Annotated in this window: 10 protein-coding genes and 1 pseudogene; 5 read left to right on the top strand and 6 right to left on the bottom strand. The window is 75.2% G+C overall.

The window, feature by feature from the left end:
- Window positions 1-35 precede the first annotated feature (35 nt).
- A complete protein-coding gene (locus tag OG276_RS33960; protein ID WP_266911318.1) occupies window positions 36-2,873 on the bottom strand; it encodes a phosphodiester glycosidase family protein in 2,838 nt (945 codons plus the stop codon).
- Between the two features lie 228 nt (window positions 2,874-3,101).
- On the opposite strand from OG276_RS33960, the gene OG276_RS33955 reads away from it, so the two are divergent.
- Window positions 3,102-3,866 carry a DUF4328 domain-containing protein gene (locus tag OG276_RS33955; protein ID WP_266911316.1) on the top strand — a complete coding sequence of 255 codons (765 nt, stop codon included), beginning with the start codon at window positions 3,102-3,104 and terminating at the stop codon, window positions 3,864-3,866.
- A 69-nt stretch (window positions 3,867-3,935) separates the two neighbouring features.
- On the opposite strand, the gene OG276_RS33950 is transcribed toward OG276_RS33955, so the two are convergent.
- Window positions 3,936-6,104: a SpoIIE family protein phosphatase gene (locus OG276_RS33950; RefSeq protein WP_266911314.1), complete on the bottom strand. Its 2,169-nt coding sequence runs from the start codon at window positions 6,102-6,104 to the stop codon at window positions 3,936-3,938.
- 407 nt (window positions 6,105-6,511) lie between these two features.
- Between OG276_RS33950 and OG276_RS40890 the strand changes: the two genes are divergently transcribed.
- A complete protein-coding gene (locus tag OG276_RS40890; protein ID WP_323182387.1) occupies window positions 6,512-7,840 on the top strand; it encodes an SPFH domain-containing protein in 1,329 nt (442 codons plus the stop codon).
- Window positions 7,841-7,869: 29 nt separating this feature from the next.
- A complete protein-coding gene (locus tag OG276_RS33940; RefSeq protein ID WP_266911312.1) occupies window positions 7,870-8,805 on the top strand; it encodes a C40 family peptidase in 936 nt (311 codons plus the stop codon).
- Between the two features lie 514 nt (window positions 8,806-9,319).
- Here OG276_RS33940 and OG276_RS33935 read toward each other — a convergent pair.
- Window positions 9,320-10,549: pseudogene (locus OG276_RS33935) on the bottom strand (DUF6777 domain-containing protein); the annotation flags it as partial.
- 323 nt (window positions 10,550-10,872) lie between these two features.
- On the opposite strand from OG276_RS33935, the gene OG276_RS33930 reads away from it, so the two are divergent.
- Both OG276_RS33930 and OG276_RS33925 read left to right on the top strand, forming a co-directional pair.
- Entirely contained in the window at window positions 10,873-12,192 is a 1,320-nt protein-coding gene (locus OG276_RS33930; protein ID WP_266911310.1) for a streptophobe family protein, read from the top strand.
- Window positions 12,193-12,352: 160 nt separating this feature from the next.
- Window positions 12,353-12,742: a hypothetical protein gene (locus OG276_RS33925; protein WP_266911308.1), complete on the top strand. Its 390-nt coding sequence runs from the start codon at window positions 12,353-12,355 to the stop codon at window positions 12,740-12,742.
- Window positions 12,743-12,832: 90 nt separating this feature from the next.
- On the opposite strand, the gene OG276_RS33920 is transcribed toward OG276_RS33925, so the two are convergent.
- The 3 genes from OG276_RS33920 to OG276_RS33910 form a co-directional block, all read right to left on the bottom strand.
- Window positions 12,833-13,621 carry an alpha/beta fold hydrolase gene (locus OG276_RS33920; RefSeq protein WP_266911306.1) on the bottom strand — a complete coding sequence of 263 codons (789 nt, stop codon included), beginning with the start codon at window positions 13,619-13,621 and terminating at the stop codon, window positions 12,833-12,835.
- Between the two features lie 86 nt (window positions 13,622-13,707).
- Window positions 13,708-14,694, bottom strand: coding sequence for a serine/threonine-protein kinase (locus OG276_RS33915; RefSeq protein WP_266911304.1), 987 nt, complete (start codon window positions 14,692-14,694; stop codon window positions 13,708-13,710).
- Window positions 14,694-15,320, bottom strand: coding sequence for a hypothetical protein (locus OG276_RS33910; protein WP_266911302.1), 627 nt, complete (start codon window positions 15,318-15,320; stop codon window positions 14,694-14,696). Before OG276_RS33910 ends, OG276_RS33915 begins: the two co-directional genes overlap by 1 nt.
- Between the last annotated feature and the right edge of the window lie 5 nt (window positions 15,321-15,325).

The raw sequence follows: 15,325 nt of genomic DNA, 5'->3' as shown, positions 1-15,325 counted from the left end.
GTGGGCGGCCGGTGCTTCTCCGTTCCTGACCGCTTTCACCGGCTGCCCGCCGGTAGTACGGAGAGCCAGTCGCCCGCCGCGAAGGCGTCGGCGCCGATCACCGTGCGGCCGGTGCGCGGAGCCGCGACGTGGAGCACGCCCTCGCTGCGGCCGGCCGCGAAGCGGGGCGCGCCGATGGTGATGACCACGGCCCGTTTGCCGGTGGCCCGGCGGAACTCCGACAGGAGGCGCACCCGCAGGGCGGCCTCCTTGCGGTCGACGGCCTTCGGCGCGTACGGCTCTACGACGGCCAGCGCACCCGTGCCCGACTCCCGGGCGGCCTCCGCGAGGGCCGCGCGCAGGGCCGTGATCCGGTCCAGCCCGCCGCCGGCCAGGGTGGGGCGCGTGGAGCCGAGCGGCAGGAACCGTACGCCCCGGTGCACGAAGGCGGGGCGGCCGGTGCCGGTCAGCACGAAGTCGACGGCCGGGGTCCCGGCGGAGGTCGCGGCCTGCCGGGCTGCGGTGGCGGTGGCGGTGATCGCGAACCGCCAGGGCCGGGCGTTCACCCGGGCCGCCGTGGCCACGATCGGGTCCGGGGAACCGGCCGCACCGACGACCCCGGTCGGCGGCGTCCGCGCCGCCAGGGTGTCCAGCAGCAGCCGCGGGGCGGCGGCGGGCTTGGCGGGAGCAGTGCCCCTGGCCGGGGCTCCGGCAACGGGCTCGGCGCGGGTGGCCGCCGGGGCGGTGGCCGAGAGCCGGGTCACGGTGAACGGGCGCTCCGCCATCGCCGGGAGCGGCAGGCTGATCTGCCGCCAGCCGGTCCAGTCCGCGGCGGGCCCGCGCAGGACGGCGGCGGCCCCGTCACCGTCGGCGAGTTCCACCGCGGGCCGGGCCCCGGAGCCGTCGCCGTGCACCCAGAGGGACAGCGACCGCGCCAGTTCGGGGATCCGCAGCGGCCGGGGCGGGGTCGCGACGGCGGTCCCTCCCCCGGTGGGCGGCGCCAGGGCGAGCCCCCGGCCGGGGCGGCCCGCCGCGGGCGCGGCGCCGGTACCGGTCCAGCGGGCCGCGTCCTCCAGATCCGCGAGCGGCCGGTCGGACAGCCCCACCCCGAGGGCCAGTTCGGCCGCGGCCACGGAGGCACCGCGCACCGTGGCCCGCAACGGCCCGGCCGCGCCCGCGACCAGGGCGGTCACCGTGAAGCCGCCGCGCCCGTCGTCGGCGACGCTCCACCGGGACCGGTCGAAATCCAGCTGTACGTCCCGGGGTTCGATGACGGCGGCGGCGCCCTGCGCGTCGTACCCGGTCAAGACGAAACGCGCCTTCTCCCCCTCCTCCGCGAGCCCGATCCGCTCCGGCACGGCCCGGACCCGGGCCACCGCCCCGAGGACCTCGACGCGGAGCGCACCGCGCGCCGCTCCCAGCTCCGCACGTGCCTCCACCGGGCCCGGGGCCGACGCACGCAGCACCCCGGCGGAGTCGATCCGGCCCCCGCCCCCGGGGAGGGACCACCCCGGAGCCGTCTCCCGGGCGGTCACCGGGCCGAGGCGTGTGTCGTAGGGGGTGGCGCTGAGGGTCCGGGTGAGGCCGGGGAAGGCGCGCGCGGCGCCGCCGACGGGCTCGATCCGGTAGCCGGCGGCGCGGCCGGAGCCCGCCGGGACGGTCAGGACCAGGCCGTTGGGGACCGGGCGCCGGCGGCCGTCGGACGGGGAGTTCTCCACGGTCAGGGCCGTCTCCCCGGACAGCGCGGCGAGCAGGGTCGAGGAGCCGCCGCCGTCCAGGTTGAGGGCCTCGTGGGCGCCGAGCCGGTGCATCAGCCGGCCGAGGGCCGTCAGGGTGATCCCTCCGCTGTCGCGCTGCCGGCCGTCGACGGTGACCAGGCGGGCCCGGCGGCCGTCGCGGGAGAAGCCGACGGCGGTGCGCGGCGCGGCCGCGTTGTTCGGCTCGCCCTCGTGGTTCTGCGGGACCCCGGCCACCACGAGGGCCTCCCGGCCGCCGACCGCGCTCGCCGGGAGCGGCCCGCCCCCGGCCGCCACCGGCCGGGCCGCCACTGCGACCGCGTCCCCGGGGCGCAGCGCGGCGAGTTCCGGCGCGGCCGGGCCGGCCGCGACCAGCACGGTGGTCCCGGGTGCGGGACGCTCCCGGCGCGCGGGCCCCCGTACCGCCGCGCGCACGGCCGTGACCCGGCCGTCGCGCAGTTCCACCGCCGGTCCGGACACGGGGAGTCCGTCCGCCGGCCAGTCGGCGGTGTACGCGGCGAAGCCCTCGGCGGGCGGCCGCGCGGTGTTGAAACCGGCGAGCGGGCGGACCCGGCCGCCCGGCAGGGTGACGCTCCCGTCGAGGGCGAGGCGGAGCACCCGGCCCGGCCCGTCGGCGCCGAAGCCGACGGCCGCTCCGGCGCCGGGCGAGGCCGCGTGCAGCAGCCGGCCGGCGCCGATGCCGGGGCCGAGCGGGGCGCCCGTACCCCGGATGTCGAAGAAGTCCCCGTTCACGGCGGCGACCACACGGCGGCCCGGCCCGGCGGGGTGACGGGCGGCGGAGTCCGTGACGGTGGCGAGGCCCCGGCCGCCGAGGTACTCCGCCCGCACGCCGGCACTCGTACCCGTGCCCGGGCCCGTGCCTTTGCTCGCCCCCGTGCTCGTACTCGTACTCGTACCCGCCAAGTGGACGTCGAGTTCGTCGATGCGCAGCCACCGGTCGGCTTCGAGCCGGTCGTACGACTCCAGCCGTACCCCGGGGGCGATCTGCCGGGCGGTGCGGGCCGTCTCGATCCCCTCGCGCTTGCCGCTCCCGGAGGCGCTACCCGAGGCGTGGGCCCGTGGGGACGCCGGGGCCACGAGCAGCGCGGTGAGCAGGGCCGGCAGCATGACGGGCAACAGCGGGCGCAGGGTGGACATCCACGCAGGATCATCCAGCTCCATGCATATGAGTACATGAACACAGCGCGAGTCCGGTGAGTATCAGCCATTCGCCCGCACCCACCCCGGGGGGGGCCGTCCACGCCATCCAAGCCGTTCAAAGGTGCGGTCTGAGATCTTGGCCCGGCCATAGCTTCGACCGTGACCACATGGCGGCGGGCCGGCGGGCCTTCTCCGCATGTCACCTGTTCCCGGGGGTACCTCTTCATGTCCTTCAGTGCGACCGGCTCGCCGCCGCCCGTCGACCCCGACCAGCGGACTCCGCCCCGGGTGCCCTCCCCGCAGGCGGCTCCCCCGGAGCCCCTCGCCCGGCTGCGCCCGCCCGGTGGGCTCGCGACGGCAACGACCGTCCTGCTCGCCCTCTTCGTCCTGTATGCCCTGCTCCTGACCGGAACCGGCCTGTACCTCGGCTCGGCCCTGCGCGCCGGGAGCTACCCGGGCGCGGGAACCGCGGACGCGGGCACCCTGCCGGACACCTTGATGGCGCTGGCGGGCCTCGTGGAGATCCCCCTGCTGATCACCACGGCGGTCCTCTTCGTCAGCTGGTTCCACCGGGTCCACCACAACGCCCTGATCCTCGGCCGGGACGCGGTCACCCGGTCCCCGGCCTGGGCCATCGGCGGCTGGTTCGTCCCCTTCGCCTTCCTCCGCATCCCGTACAAGATGGCCAAGGAGATCTGGGCCGCCAGCCTCCTGCGCGGGCCGGACGGCGCCCACCGCCCCGTCTCGACCGCGCCCGTCACCAGCTGGTGGCTCGTGTGGATCACGGCGCTGTTGGCCAACCGCGCCTACGACACCCTCCACGGCCGTGCCACCGACGCGGACGGGCTCGCCACCGCCGCCACCGTCGCCGCCGGGTACGGCGTGGTGCTGCTCGCGGCCTCCGTCCTCGCGATCCGCTTCGTGCGCGGGCTGACGGCCATGCAGATCGCCAAGGCGGCCCAGGCGCAGGCCACCTACGCCGCCCCCTAGTGCTGTGGCCGGAAGGGTTCACCGGCACCGGCCCGCGAAACCCCGCCGAGCCCCCGGAGCCCGGCGCACCTACACCGCGCCGGGCTCCGGGGACGGGGGATCGGCAGGCGAGCCGGCGGGGGCCGAGCCGGTGGGCGCCGGTACGGCGAACTCGCACCACACGCACTTCCCGCCACCCCGGGGCTCCACGCCCCAGGCATCCGCGAGCCGGTCCACCAGCAGCAGCCCGCGCCCCGAAACCGCCCAGTCATCGGCCTCCCGGCGCTGCGGCAGGGCGCTGCTGGTGTCCTCCACCTCGATCCGGATCCGGCCCTCCGGGGTCAGCCGCATGCTGACCCCGCCGACTCCGTCCGTGTGGACCAGCGCGTTGGTCATCAGCTCGTCCGCCGCCAGCTCGATCTCGTCCGCCACGTCCCACGCACCCCACGCGGCGGCGGCCGCCCGGATCAGGTGCCGGGCCATCGCCGGGGCGTCCGGGTCCCCCGGGGTGAGCCGGTGGCGCAGCGGGCCGCTGCCGCGCGGGAGCGGGGTGCCGCGGCGGCGCAGCAGGAGCAGGGCCATGTCGTCCCCGCCGCCCGAGTCCCCGACCAGGTCGCACAGCACGTCGGCGAGTTCCTCCACGTCCGCCGGCCCGTCCCGGACCGCCTCCATGACTTCGCGCAGACCCGTGTCGCCGTCCCCGCCGTGCCGTTCGGTCAGACCGTCCGTGCACAGCAGCAGGGTGTCCCCGGGGTGCAGTTCGAGGCTGGTGACCGGGTATCCCGTACCCGTACCGGCGGCGGCGGCGAAGGCATCCGGACCGCCGGAGGCACCCGCGCCGCCCGCTCCCGGCTCGCGCGCCGGGAGGCCCAGCGGCAGCCCGCCCGCCACCTGTACCCGGTGGCAGCTGCCGTCGCCGCGCCGCACCACGGGGTCGAGGTGCCCTGCACGGACCAGCCGGGCCATGCCGCTGGTGAGGTCGATCTCGGCGTACGTGCAGGTGGCGAAGCGTTCCGTCTCCAGGTCCCGCAGGAAGGCCGAAGCCCGCGCCATGGCCGCGCCGGGGGTGTGGCCCTCGGCGATGTACGCGCGCAGCGCGATGCGCAGCTGGCCCATGACGGCGGCGGCGTCCGTGTCGTGGCCCTCCACGTCGCCGATCATCACGCCGACGCGGCCCTCGCCGAGCGGGACCACGTCGTACCAGTCGCCGCCGATGTCCCGCCCCATCCGGGCGGCCCGGTACCGTACGGCGATCAGCGCCCCCGCCACCTCCGGGATCCGGCGCGGCAGCATGGCCTTCTGGAGGCCCTCGGCGAGGTCGTGCTCCTGCTCGAAGAGGATGGCGCGCTGGAGGCTCTGCGCGATGCCGCTGCCCAGCGCCATCAGTACGTTGCGCTCCTCGGCGTTGAAGTCGCCCTCGCGCGTGTAGAGCAGCCCGAGCGCGCCTACGGGACGGCCCTGCGCGATCAGGGGCAGGTAGACGCCACTGTGGACGGACAGCGGCTCGATGTACGGCCACAGGTCCGGGTAGCGCTGCTGGAACTCCTCGCGGGAGCCGATGAACACCGGCCGCATCGTCCGTACGGCCTCGCTCAGCGGCAGCGGCGCGTCGATCCGCGTGTACTCGGTCTCCGGTACGTACGCGTCGAGCTGCCCCTCCGCGACCAGGTGGATCCGGCCGCCGTCGACGACGCCGAGCATGACGCTGACCGCGCCGAGGTGGCCGAGCGCCTCGGGGTCCTTGAGGACGTCGGTGACGTCGTTGACGGTGCGGGCGTGCGCCAGGATCGCCGTGGTCCGCTCGACGACCCCGGTCATGCGGCGCCGGCCCTCGTCGCGCTCACCGGCCGCGCCGGGCTCGCCGGGGTCGTGGACGGCGTCGCGGATGATCCCGATGATCCGGTACGGGCGCCCGTGCGGGTCGCGCAGGATGCGGCCCTGGACATGGGTCCAGCCCGGGGCTCCGTCCCGGTCGCGGCTGCGCACGTAGGCCCCGTAGTGACTGCGGCCGGCCTTCAGCGCCTGCGCGACCCTCGCGTCGAGCCGGGCCTCCTCGCCGGGCGCCAGGCGCATCCGCAGTCCGGCCGGGGCGCCCGTGAACTCCTCGGGGCGCAGGTCGAGGACCTCGAGGGCGGTGGTGTCCAGAAACATCTGCCCGCTGTCGAGGTCCCAGTCGAAGGTGCCCATGTGGTTGAGCGCGAGGCTCGTGTCCGTCCGGGCAGGCCACTCGACCTGGGGGGTCACTCCCCTTTCGGCCACACCTTCAGGGTCTCACTCTTCGACGGTGCGCGCCGGTCTGCGGGAGCGTGCCGGGGCGGTGCGGAGAGGCGCGGGGACGCACGGGCAGGGCGCGGGTTCGCGGTACGCGCAGGCCCGGTCCGGCGTGTCCACGGGGGCGCCGGACCCCTTGTGCGCTAGCGAGCGCCCAGGACGTCGAATATCAGGGCGAAAAAGGACCAAAGTCTCGGCCTGTCGTGACTTTCACCGAATAGGCGACTTGTACGATTTCGCGAAGATCGATCCGTTCGTGATCATCTTTGCTGGCGTCAGGAACCCCCCGGAACGGGGTCGTTGGCGCCCACGGCTGTGTGGGGTGTGGCTTGTCGCAAGCGCCGAAGACGACCGGAGAACCGGCGGGAGCACCGAAGGGAGGGGCGGAAGGAGTGGTGGAAGGCGGGACGGAGAGGCCGGAGGAAGGGGCGCAGACCCCGGGCCGAATATCCGCGCCGCTCGCGTCCCCCCTGGCCGAAGCCTCCGGCTCCGGTGGCGACGGCTCCCTCGGAGCCCGCACCGGGCGCGGGAGTCTGGTGGTGCGGCCCTACCGGGATCCGCTCGTCCTCGGCCCGCTCTTCCGCGACGAGGAACAGGCCGGAGCCCCCGCCACGACCGCCGTCCGCCCCGATAACTCCGGCGCCCGCGGCGGACCCGGCGGTCCGGGCCGGCCCCACGGACCCGGCTCGCCCGGCGGCGACGGGACCCCCGGCCGCCCCCGCGGAAGCCACGGCACCGCCGAGCCCGACACCCTCGGCCAGGCCGCCGTGCATGCGGCGATACCCCGGCCCGCCCGACCGGTGATGGCGGCGCCGAACACCCCGCGGACCCTCCCCGCCGTGCTCGACCCCGAGCTCACCGAACACCCCGCGCGGGCCTGTTCCGGCTGGTGGGCGCTGCTCACCGCCGCTCTGGCCACGGCCGGCGCCGCCGCCCTCGCGCGGTTCGAGGAGCTCCGCCCCTCCACCTCCCCCGCCGAGGTCTGGCCCCTGGCCGTCGTCGTGTGCTGCGCGCTCCTCACGCTCGCCGCGCTCTGCGGACTGCGGCGCGGCCGCGCCGGCCGGGCCTGGTCGCTGACCCTCTTCGGCCGCTACCGCGGCACGATCCGGCGTACCGGCCTCATCTGGTCCAACCCGCTGCCCCGGCACACCCGCGTCGACGTGCGGCTGCGCCACTGGCGCAGCGAGCCGCTCTGCGTCGTCGACTCCGAGGGCACCGCGCTGCGGTCCGTGGTCCTCGTCGTCTGGCGGGTCAGGGACACCGCCCGCGCGCTGCTCGCGGTCGACGACCACGCCGCGTACCTGAGCGGGCAGGTGGAGTCCGCGACCGCCCGGGTGCTCTCCCGGATGCCCGCCGACTCCTTCGGCCCGGAACCGGCCGGGCCGCAAACCCTGCGCGACACCGAGGCCGTCGGCGACGAACTGACCCGGCTGCTCGCCGCCGAGTGCAAGGCCGTCGGCATCGAAGTCTTCTCCGCCCGGCCGCTGCACGTCGAGTACGCCCCCGAGGTCGCCGCCGCGATGCAGCGCCGCCGGGTCGCCTCGATCGACGCCCGGCACCGGGACTCCGTCCTCACCTCCGTGCTCGACGCCGTGGACGACACCGTTCACCGGATGTCGGACCGCGGGCTCGTGAGCCTGGACGACTACGAACGCAAGGCCCTGGTCAAGGACTTGACCGTGGCCTTCTACACGGCGCGCGGCCCTGCCGCCGACGCCCGTTGAAAACACCCCCGATGGATAAGGAACCATGCATGCGCACGCCCGAGTTCACCGAAGAGATACCCGACAGCTGTGACTGCACCGGCTGCGCGCGCGGCACGACGGCCATGACGGCCGCCGCGGCCCGCCGCCGTCGCTGCACCCTGCGCGGCGCCGTGGTCGCGGCCGTCGGCGCCACGCTGCTGATGGGCACCGGAGTGGGCACCGCGTCCGCCGAACCGGCCCCGGCGCACGCCGGCTGGGACGGCTCGAAGTACTGGTACAAGGACACGACCGGCTGGTGGCGCTGGACCCAGCACTACAGCAAGTACGTGGCGAACAGCGGCCGTTCCTCTTCCGCCGGCACCTCCTCTCCCTCTTCCTCGTCCTCCTCCGTACGCACCTCCGAGCCGACCTTCCGCGGCCGCGCGGGCTGGGACGCGACGGACCGCGTGTACTGGTACAAGGACGGCACCGGCTGGTGGCGCTGGACCCAGCACAAGGCCAAGTACGAGCGCTTCGCCGGCGGCTCCGGATCCGGATCCGGCTCTTCCTCCGGCTCATCCGGCTCGTCCGGTTCCTCGGGCTCCTCCGGTTCCTCGGGCTCCTCCGGCGCCCCCGTCCGGCAGGGCACGGAAGGCGCCATCTCCTTCGCCAACAGCCACCTCGGCGACCCGTACGTCTGGGGCGGCAACGGCCCCCGCGGCTGGGACTGCTCGGGCCTGGTCCAGGCCGCGTACCGCTCCGCGGGCATCACCCTCCCCCGCGTGGCCTCCGACCAGTACCGGGCCACCACCCCGATCTCCCGCTCCGAACTGCGCCGCGGCGACCTCGTGTTCTGGACCTCGAACGGCAGGACCTCCGGCATCCATCACGTGGCCATCTACCTCGGCGGCGGCAAGTACATCGAGGCCCCCCGCCCGGGCAAGCAGGTCCGCGTCTCCAGCTTCAGCGCGTACAACCCGAACCTGTACGGGCGCGTCCGCTAACGGCCGCCCCTGCACGACGGCGGTAGCAGACCTCCCCGAGGGCCGTCGGCCCTCGGGGAGGTCTTCGTTCCGGGCGGGGACCCTACTGGCCACCACCGCCGTTGTCCGTACCTCCGTCCTGGCCCGCGTCGCCACCGGATCCGGGCTCGACCGGCGAGGGCGAGGGCGGCGGAAGCTGGGGCCGCACGGAGGTCACCGGCGGGGGCGGCGGGGGCGGGGGCGGCGAGACCAGCGGCGGGGGCGTCGGCTTCGGCGGCTCAGGCCGCACCGGAGCCACCGGAGTCACCGGAGGTTCGGGCTCCGGCGCCACCGAGGAGATCTTGGGCGGGGCCGGAGGCAGTGGTTCCGACGAGCTCCGCGAGGGCGACGGAACCACAGCGCTCTTCGAGGGCGACGCGGACGGCGTCGGCGAGGTCACCCGCCGGTCCGCGGACGGTGAGGTGGAGGCCGACTCGGACACCGACGCGGACGGGGACTCGGACGGGGACTCCGAGGCGGACTCCGACCCGGTCACCGACGCCGACACGGACTCCGAAGGCGACTCCGACGGGGACTCGGACGGGGACTCCGACGCGGACTCCGAGGGCGACTCGGACGCGGACTCCGAGACCGACTCCGAAGGCGACACCGACTCCGACTCCGACGGAGACTCCGAAGGCGACTCGGACGGGGACTTCGACGGAGAGTCGGACGGCGACACCGTCGGGGACGGTGACGTCGGGGACGGCGACGTCGGAGACGGGGAGGTGAACGTCGGCGACGGCGACGTGAACGTCGGCGACGGCGGCGGAGTGGTGAAGATCGGCGTCGGGATCACCGGCGGCGGGATCGGCCTGTCGTGCCGGCCGTGGTGGTCACCCCGGTCGCGCTCGAACCAGCGGCGGTCCTGGTAGTCGTAGATCACGAAGTTGTTCACGATGGTCACGGACGGCGCGATGACCACGACCCGCGCGGGCTGGTACGAGGTCCAGGGCTGCCCGAACCGCTTCGGGTTGGCCTTCAGCGCCACCGGCGGCCCGAGCGGGTTTCCGCAGGCGCAGCGCACTCGCGGCACCCCGCGGTCGTCCACGAGCACGGCGGTCCCGGCCTGGAGCACGGCCTGGTAGCTGGTGGGGCTGCCGTCCCGGTAGCCGTGGTTGGTGACCCGGGTGTCCACCCGGAGCTGGACCGGGGTGAGGGAGCGCAGGTACGTCGGCACGGTCGCCGGCTGGATGCCGAGCGAGGAGGCGAAGGCGGCGTTCTTGCCGGGCTGCGCCGAGAGCACCCGGATCTGCTTCTCGACGTCGCAGCTGGCCACGTTGGCCGTGCCCCCGTACAGCTCGGGCGAGGCTCCGCTGACGCTGCGGGTGGCCGTGGTTCCCGTGGCCGACGGGGCCTTCGACTCGGGCTTCGTCCCCGTCGTCGGACCCGTCGTCGCAGGCGCCGGGCTCTCGGGCGGGGCCGTGGCCTCCTTGGCGGCGGTGGACTCGGTGAAGGGGTCGGGCCCGGACGCCGCCGCGGGCTGCAGGAAGACCTCGTTGCCCGCGGAGGTGGTGGTGCCGCCGCCTCCGCCGCTGGGCCTGGTCAGTACGACGGCCAGGGTCACGGCGGCGGCGAGGGCGACGATCGTGGTGGCGAGCCGGGGAACGGAGCGCCACCAGGGCTTGTGCGGGGGCTCGGGCGGCCCGGGGGGCACCCCGCTCCCGGATCCTCCGGGAGGGGCCGGCGGCGGGGGTGGCGGGGGGCCTTCCCGGCCCCCGGACAGGGGCCCGGAAGGCGGACCCGTGGGACGCCCGGACGAAGACGACGGCGGCTGCGAGGGCGGCTGTGACGGCTGTGTCGGCCACGGCGGCTGCTGGCCGGAGGGTTGAGTGGTCACGGGCTCTTCTTCCCAGGCGGAGGGGTTCCGGTCCCCTGTGGACGTTCCGCTGCGGACCCTTCGGACGGTGCTCCCGGTGTTCCGTGGACGTTCCGTTATGGAACTTCCGCGGGTCATCAGCGGAAATCTCCGGATGTGGTGCACTCCTGGCGACCATTGTGTGCGCCGTCCGGGTGGTGGCCGCAAGCGGAGCTGCCTACGGTGGCAGGGTGAGCCCTACAACGGCACCGGCCGCGCGAGCCTGGCGCGACGCCCTCGTGGCGGTCCTGGCGGGCTTCGCGGTCATGGCGATCGTCGCCTCCGCGGGGCTCGCCCTCGCCGGCGCAGGATCTCTGCCCGACGGAGCGTTCCCGCACGTGGTGGCCGCCGTCGTACTGATGGCCGCGGGCGGCTCGGTCGACGTGACGGGCGGGGCCGGCTTCCTGGCGGGGGCCGACGCGAGCCTGTCCCTGCTCCCCCTCTCCGTCAGCCTGGCCGGCGCGCTGACCACCGGCTGGCTCTTCCTTCGCCCCCTGCACAACCGGGCCGTGGCGAGAGCGCGCGAACTGCTCGCCCGCGCCGCCCCCTTGGTGCTCCTCTGGCTGGTGGCGCTGACCGGCGTCGCCCTGCTGGCCCGCCGGAACTTCGCCATCTCCACCGGCGATTCGATCCTCGGCGACATCGGCGAAGTCCTCGATGCCGGCCCGACGGTGGGCTTTGAGGCCGCGATCCCCGCCACCCTCGGCTTCGGACTGCTCTGGATCCTGGGCCTGTTGCTGATCGCGCTGCTCGTGTCCCGGCGCGCACCGCTCCCGACGGGGCTGGTCCGCTTCCACGCGGCGGTGCGGCCGGCGGCGTTCGCCGTGGTCGCGCTGCTCCTCGCGTACGTGGTCCTCGGGATCGGCGCCGGCGTGGTGGTGGCGGCGACCCAGGGGCATGCGGACCGCACCCTGGCGGTGATCCTGCTGGGTCTGCCCAACCTGGTCTGGCCCGCCCTCACGCTCGGCTTCGGCGGGGCGTGGGAGGGCAAGGCCGAGGGCCCGTTCGGGCTGCCCGTACCGCAGGTCCTGGACGAGGTGCTGCGCGCCACCGGCCAGGGCTCCGGCTCCGCCTCGGAGCTGTCCACCATCGACGTGGCCTCGCTCGCGGAGCGGGACTCCCGGGCCTGGTGGCTGGTGGTGCTGGCCGTCGTCCTCCTGCTCGGCGCCGGGGCGCTGGCCGCCGCCCGCTCGCCCGCGCACGTCCGCCCCTGGCAGCACGCCCTCCACCTGGCCGTCGCCCTGGCCCTGGCCACCCTGGTGGTCTGCCTGCTGGCCCGGATCCAGGCCCAGTTCGGCCTCTCCCTGCTGGGCCTCGGCGACGTCGACGACCTCAGCGGCAACCTGGAGCTGCGCCCCCTGCTCTGGCGTACGGTCGGCCTCGCCTTCCTCGCGGGCGCGGTGGCGGGCTTCCTCGGCGCCCTGTTTCCCCGCCGCCGGGGCGGACCCGACCGCCGGACCGCCGGAGACCCCGCAGCACCCGTAGACCCCGCAGCACCCGCCGCCCATTGACCCGGCGGCCCATCCCGGCCACCCGGGCCATCCCGGCCACCCCGAGCATCTCAGCCGTCCCTCCCACCCCACCCGCCCCAGCCGACCTGTTGCGCCGTTCGAGTGAACAGTCGCAAATCGGCTCATCGGGGGATCGTTTCCGCATGACACGCTGGTCTCCGTGAACATGACCAAAGGCCTGTTCCGGCCGCTTCACGCCGCTGGCCTGATCGCCCTCTCCGCGCTCGCCCTGACCCTCTCCACCGCCCTCCCCACCCAGGCGACCGGCCCCGGCGCCCGCCACCTCTCCGGCGACACCGGCCGCAAGGACGGCTCCGCCCAGGCGGTCTCCGTCAGCAGGGTGTTCTGTCCGCGCGGCACGGCCGTGCAGTCGGGCGGGTACTCCACGACCCACTGGGACCACGGCCGCGACGGCACGCTCCGGCACACCGTCCTGGCCTCCCACCCCGTCGTCGACGCGGACGGCCGCAAGGGCTGGTACGCCTCGGCCGCTCACGCCGAGGTCACGGCCCACGTCGTGTGCACGCCCGTTCCCGACCACGAGGACTAGGGCCCGTCGTCAAACTCCCGTCGCCGCCCGAGGCAGACGGGAGTTTGACGACAGGCCCTGGGCCGAGCGTGCCGAGGGGTCTCGACCCGATCACGCGTGGGCGCGGCAGAACCGCCGGACGGCGTGGTTGAACCGCTCCGGTGCCTCGAGGTTGCTGACGTGCCCCACGCCCGGGAGCACCACGAGCTCGCTGTGCGCGATCGCGGCCCGGAACGCACGGGCGACGCTCAAGGGTGACCGCACATCGAGCTCGCCCCAGAGGAGCAGGGTCGGCACCGTGATCGCGGGCAGCAGGTCGCGCTCGTCGGCCTCGGCCATCATGGACAGCTCCGCTCCCATGGTCCGCGGCCGCACGTCGTCGGCCATCGCGTCGAGCAACGGCACGAACGCGGAGGGAGGGTCACCGGCGAACAGCCCCGGCAGTGTCGGATCGAACCGCTCCCCGGGCGCGGCGAGCATCCGCTTGGCCCCCTCGACCCGGGCGGCCACCTCCTCCGGCGGCAGCGAGCCCTTCCACCCGGCGTAGGTGTCGGCCAGGATCAGCGTCCTGACCAGCTCCGGACGGTGGCGATACAGCTCCAGCGCGACCGTCCCGCCCCAGGAGAGCCCGGCCACGTGCGCCGGGCCGAGCCGCAGCGCCTCGATCACGGCGGCGAGGCAGTGCGCGAAGTCCACCAGGCCGAAATCCGCCGGCAGATCGGAGGAACGCCCCGCGCCCGGCTCGTCCCAGGCCACCACGGTGAACTCATCTTCCAGATCAGCGAGTTGCGGCTGCCACATACGGCCGTCCGCGCCTGCTCCGTGCACGAGAACCAGGGGCGGACCGTGACCCACGCGCGCGTAGGCGACCTCCACCCCGCCGACCTGCACCGTTGCCATGACACCAGCGTAGGCGCGGCTGCGGGTGGTGTCGCGGCCGGATCACCGCCTTGATCACCACGGGAGACTGGGGGCGGGACACCCCCCTAGAACACCGGCAGGGCCCACCGGGGCGGCGGTGGCGGCGGCCCGTCGGAGGCCACCCGGGCCGGCGCGTGGACGAACGCCGCGACGCCCGGGCCCCCGCCCTCCCCCGCGCCCGCCCGCCGCAGCGCCCCGGTGAACTCCAGGCAGCTCCCCCACCGGTCCTCCGGCGCCTTCGCGAGGGCCCGCGCCAGCACCTCGTCCACCCCCGCCGGCAGGCCCTCCCGCCGGGAGGACACCGCGGGCGGCGGATCGTACTGGTGGGCCCAGAGCAGCGCCATGTCGTCGTCGCGCTGGAACGGCGGGCCACCGGCCAGCATCTCGTAGACCACGCACCCCAGGCTGTAGACGTCGCACCGGCCGTCGACCGGTTTCCCGGCGATCTGCTCGGGCGCCACGTAGTCCAGGGTGCCGACGAACTGCCCGACGCTCGTGAACCCGGTCAGCGACAGCGACTTCTTCGTCAGCCCGAAGTCGGTCAGGTAGACGTGCTCGGGGTGCTCGCTGTCGGTGCCGCCCGCGACCAGGATGTTGCCGGGCTTCACGTCCCGGTGCACCAGGTCGTGGGCGTGCGCCGCGTCCAGCGCCGAGGCGACCTGGCCGGAGATCCGGGCCGCCGCCTCCACGGGCAGCGAGCCCGTCCGGTCGAGCATGGCCCGCAGGTCCTGGCCGGGCACGAAGCGCATGGCGATGTACAGCATCCCGTCGGTCTCCCCCGCCTCGAAGACGGGCACGATGTGCGGGTGGTCGATGGCCGCCGCCACCTTCGACTCGTGCGCGAACCGCTGCCGGAAGACGTCGTTGCGCGCGAGTTCGGGCGCGAGCAGTTTCAGCGCGACCGTCCGGTCCAGCCGTACGTCGTGCGCCCGGTAGACGACCGCCATCCCGCCGCGCCCGATCTCGGCCTCCACCACGTACCCGGCGATCCGCCGCCCCCGCAGGTCGGACTCCCGCCCGCGGAACGGCTCCGCCGCCGCATCGGAGCCCATCAGCCCGCCTCCGGCCCGGGCAAGTCCACGATCTTCGTGGGTTCGTGCGGAACATGCGGAACATCTCGTACGTCGCCACCGCCCTCGGTGTCGGCTTCCGACGGCGGCGCCTGGGGCGCGGGCGGGGCACCGGGTCCCGCGACGACCGCGTAGGTGGCCAGGCGGCTCCCGTCCCCGTACATCCACCGTCCCGCCGTCTCGTCGTAGAGCCACACGGACTCCCCGTCGACGACGACGCCGACGCGCAGTCCCCGCAGGGAGCGCCGGAAGGATTCGGGGTCGGTCCGCCCGGCCGCGAGGTCGGCGACGGCCCGCCGGTAGCGTTCCAGCTCCTCGGCGCAGCGGGTGAGCAGCGGCTGCGGGTCCTCGACGCGCGTCAGCGGGCGCCCGCCGGTCGGCGGGGGCTGCGGCACGGCGAGGAGCAGGCGTCCGTCCACCCAGGCGGACCACCCGTTGGCGCACAGGATCTCCCCCCATTCCCCGCGCCGGGACAGCAGCCGTACGGGGAGGAAGGCGTCGAGCGGCACGGTCGGCCGGGACAGGTCCGGGGTCTCCCACGCGGGGAGGCCGTCCTGCGGGACGATGTGGGTGGGCCGGAAGTCCGCGGCTTGGCCGGGGCTGGTCATCGCGG

This window comes from Streptomyces sp. NBC_00086 (assembly GCF_026343255.1).
Taxonomy (GTDB): domain Bacteria; phylum Actinomycetota; class Actinomycetes; order Streptomycetales; family Streptomycetaceae; genus Streptomyces.
Note: the sequence above shows the minus strand (reverse complement) of the source record. Positions and strands in the feature narration are given on the sequence as shown.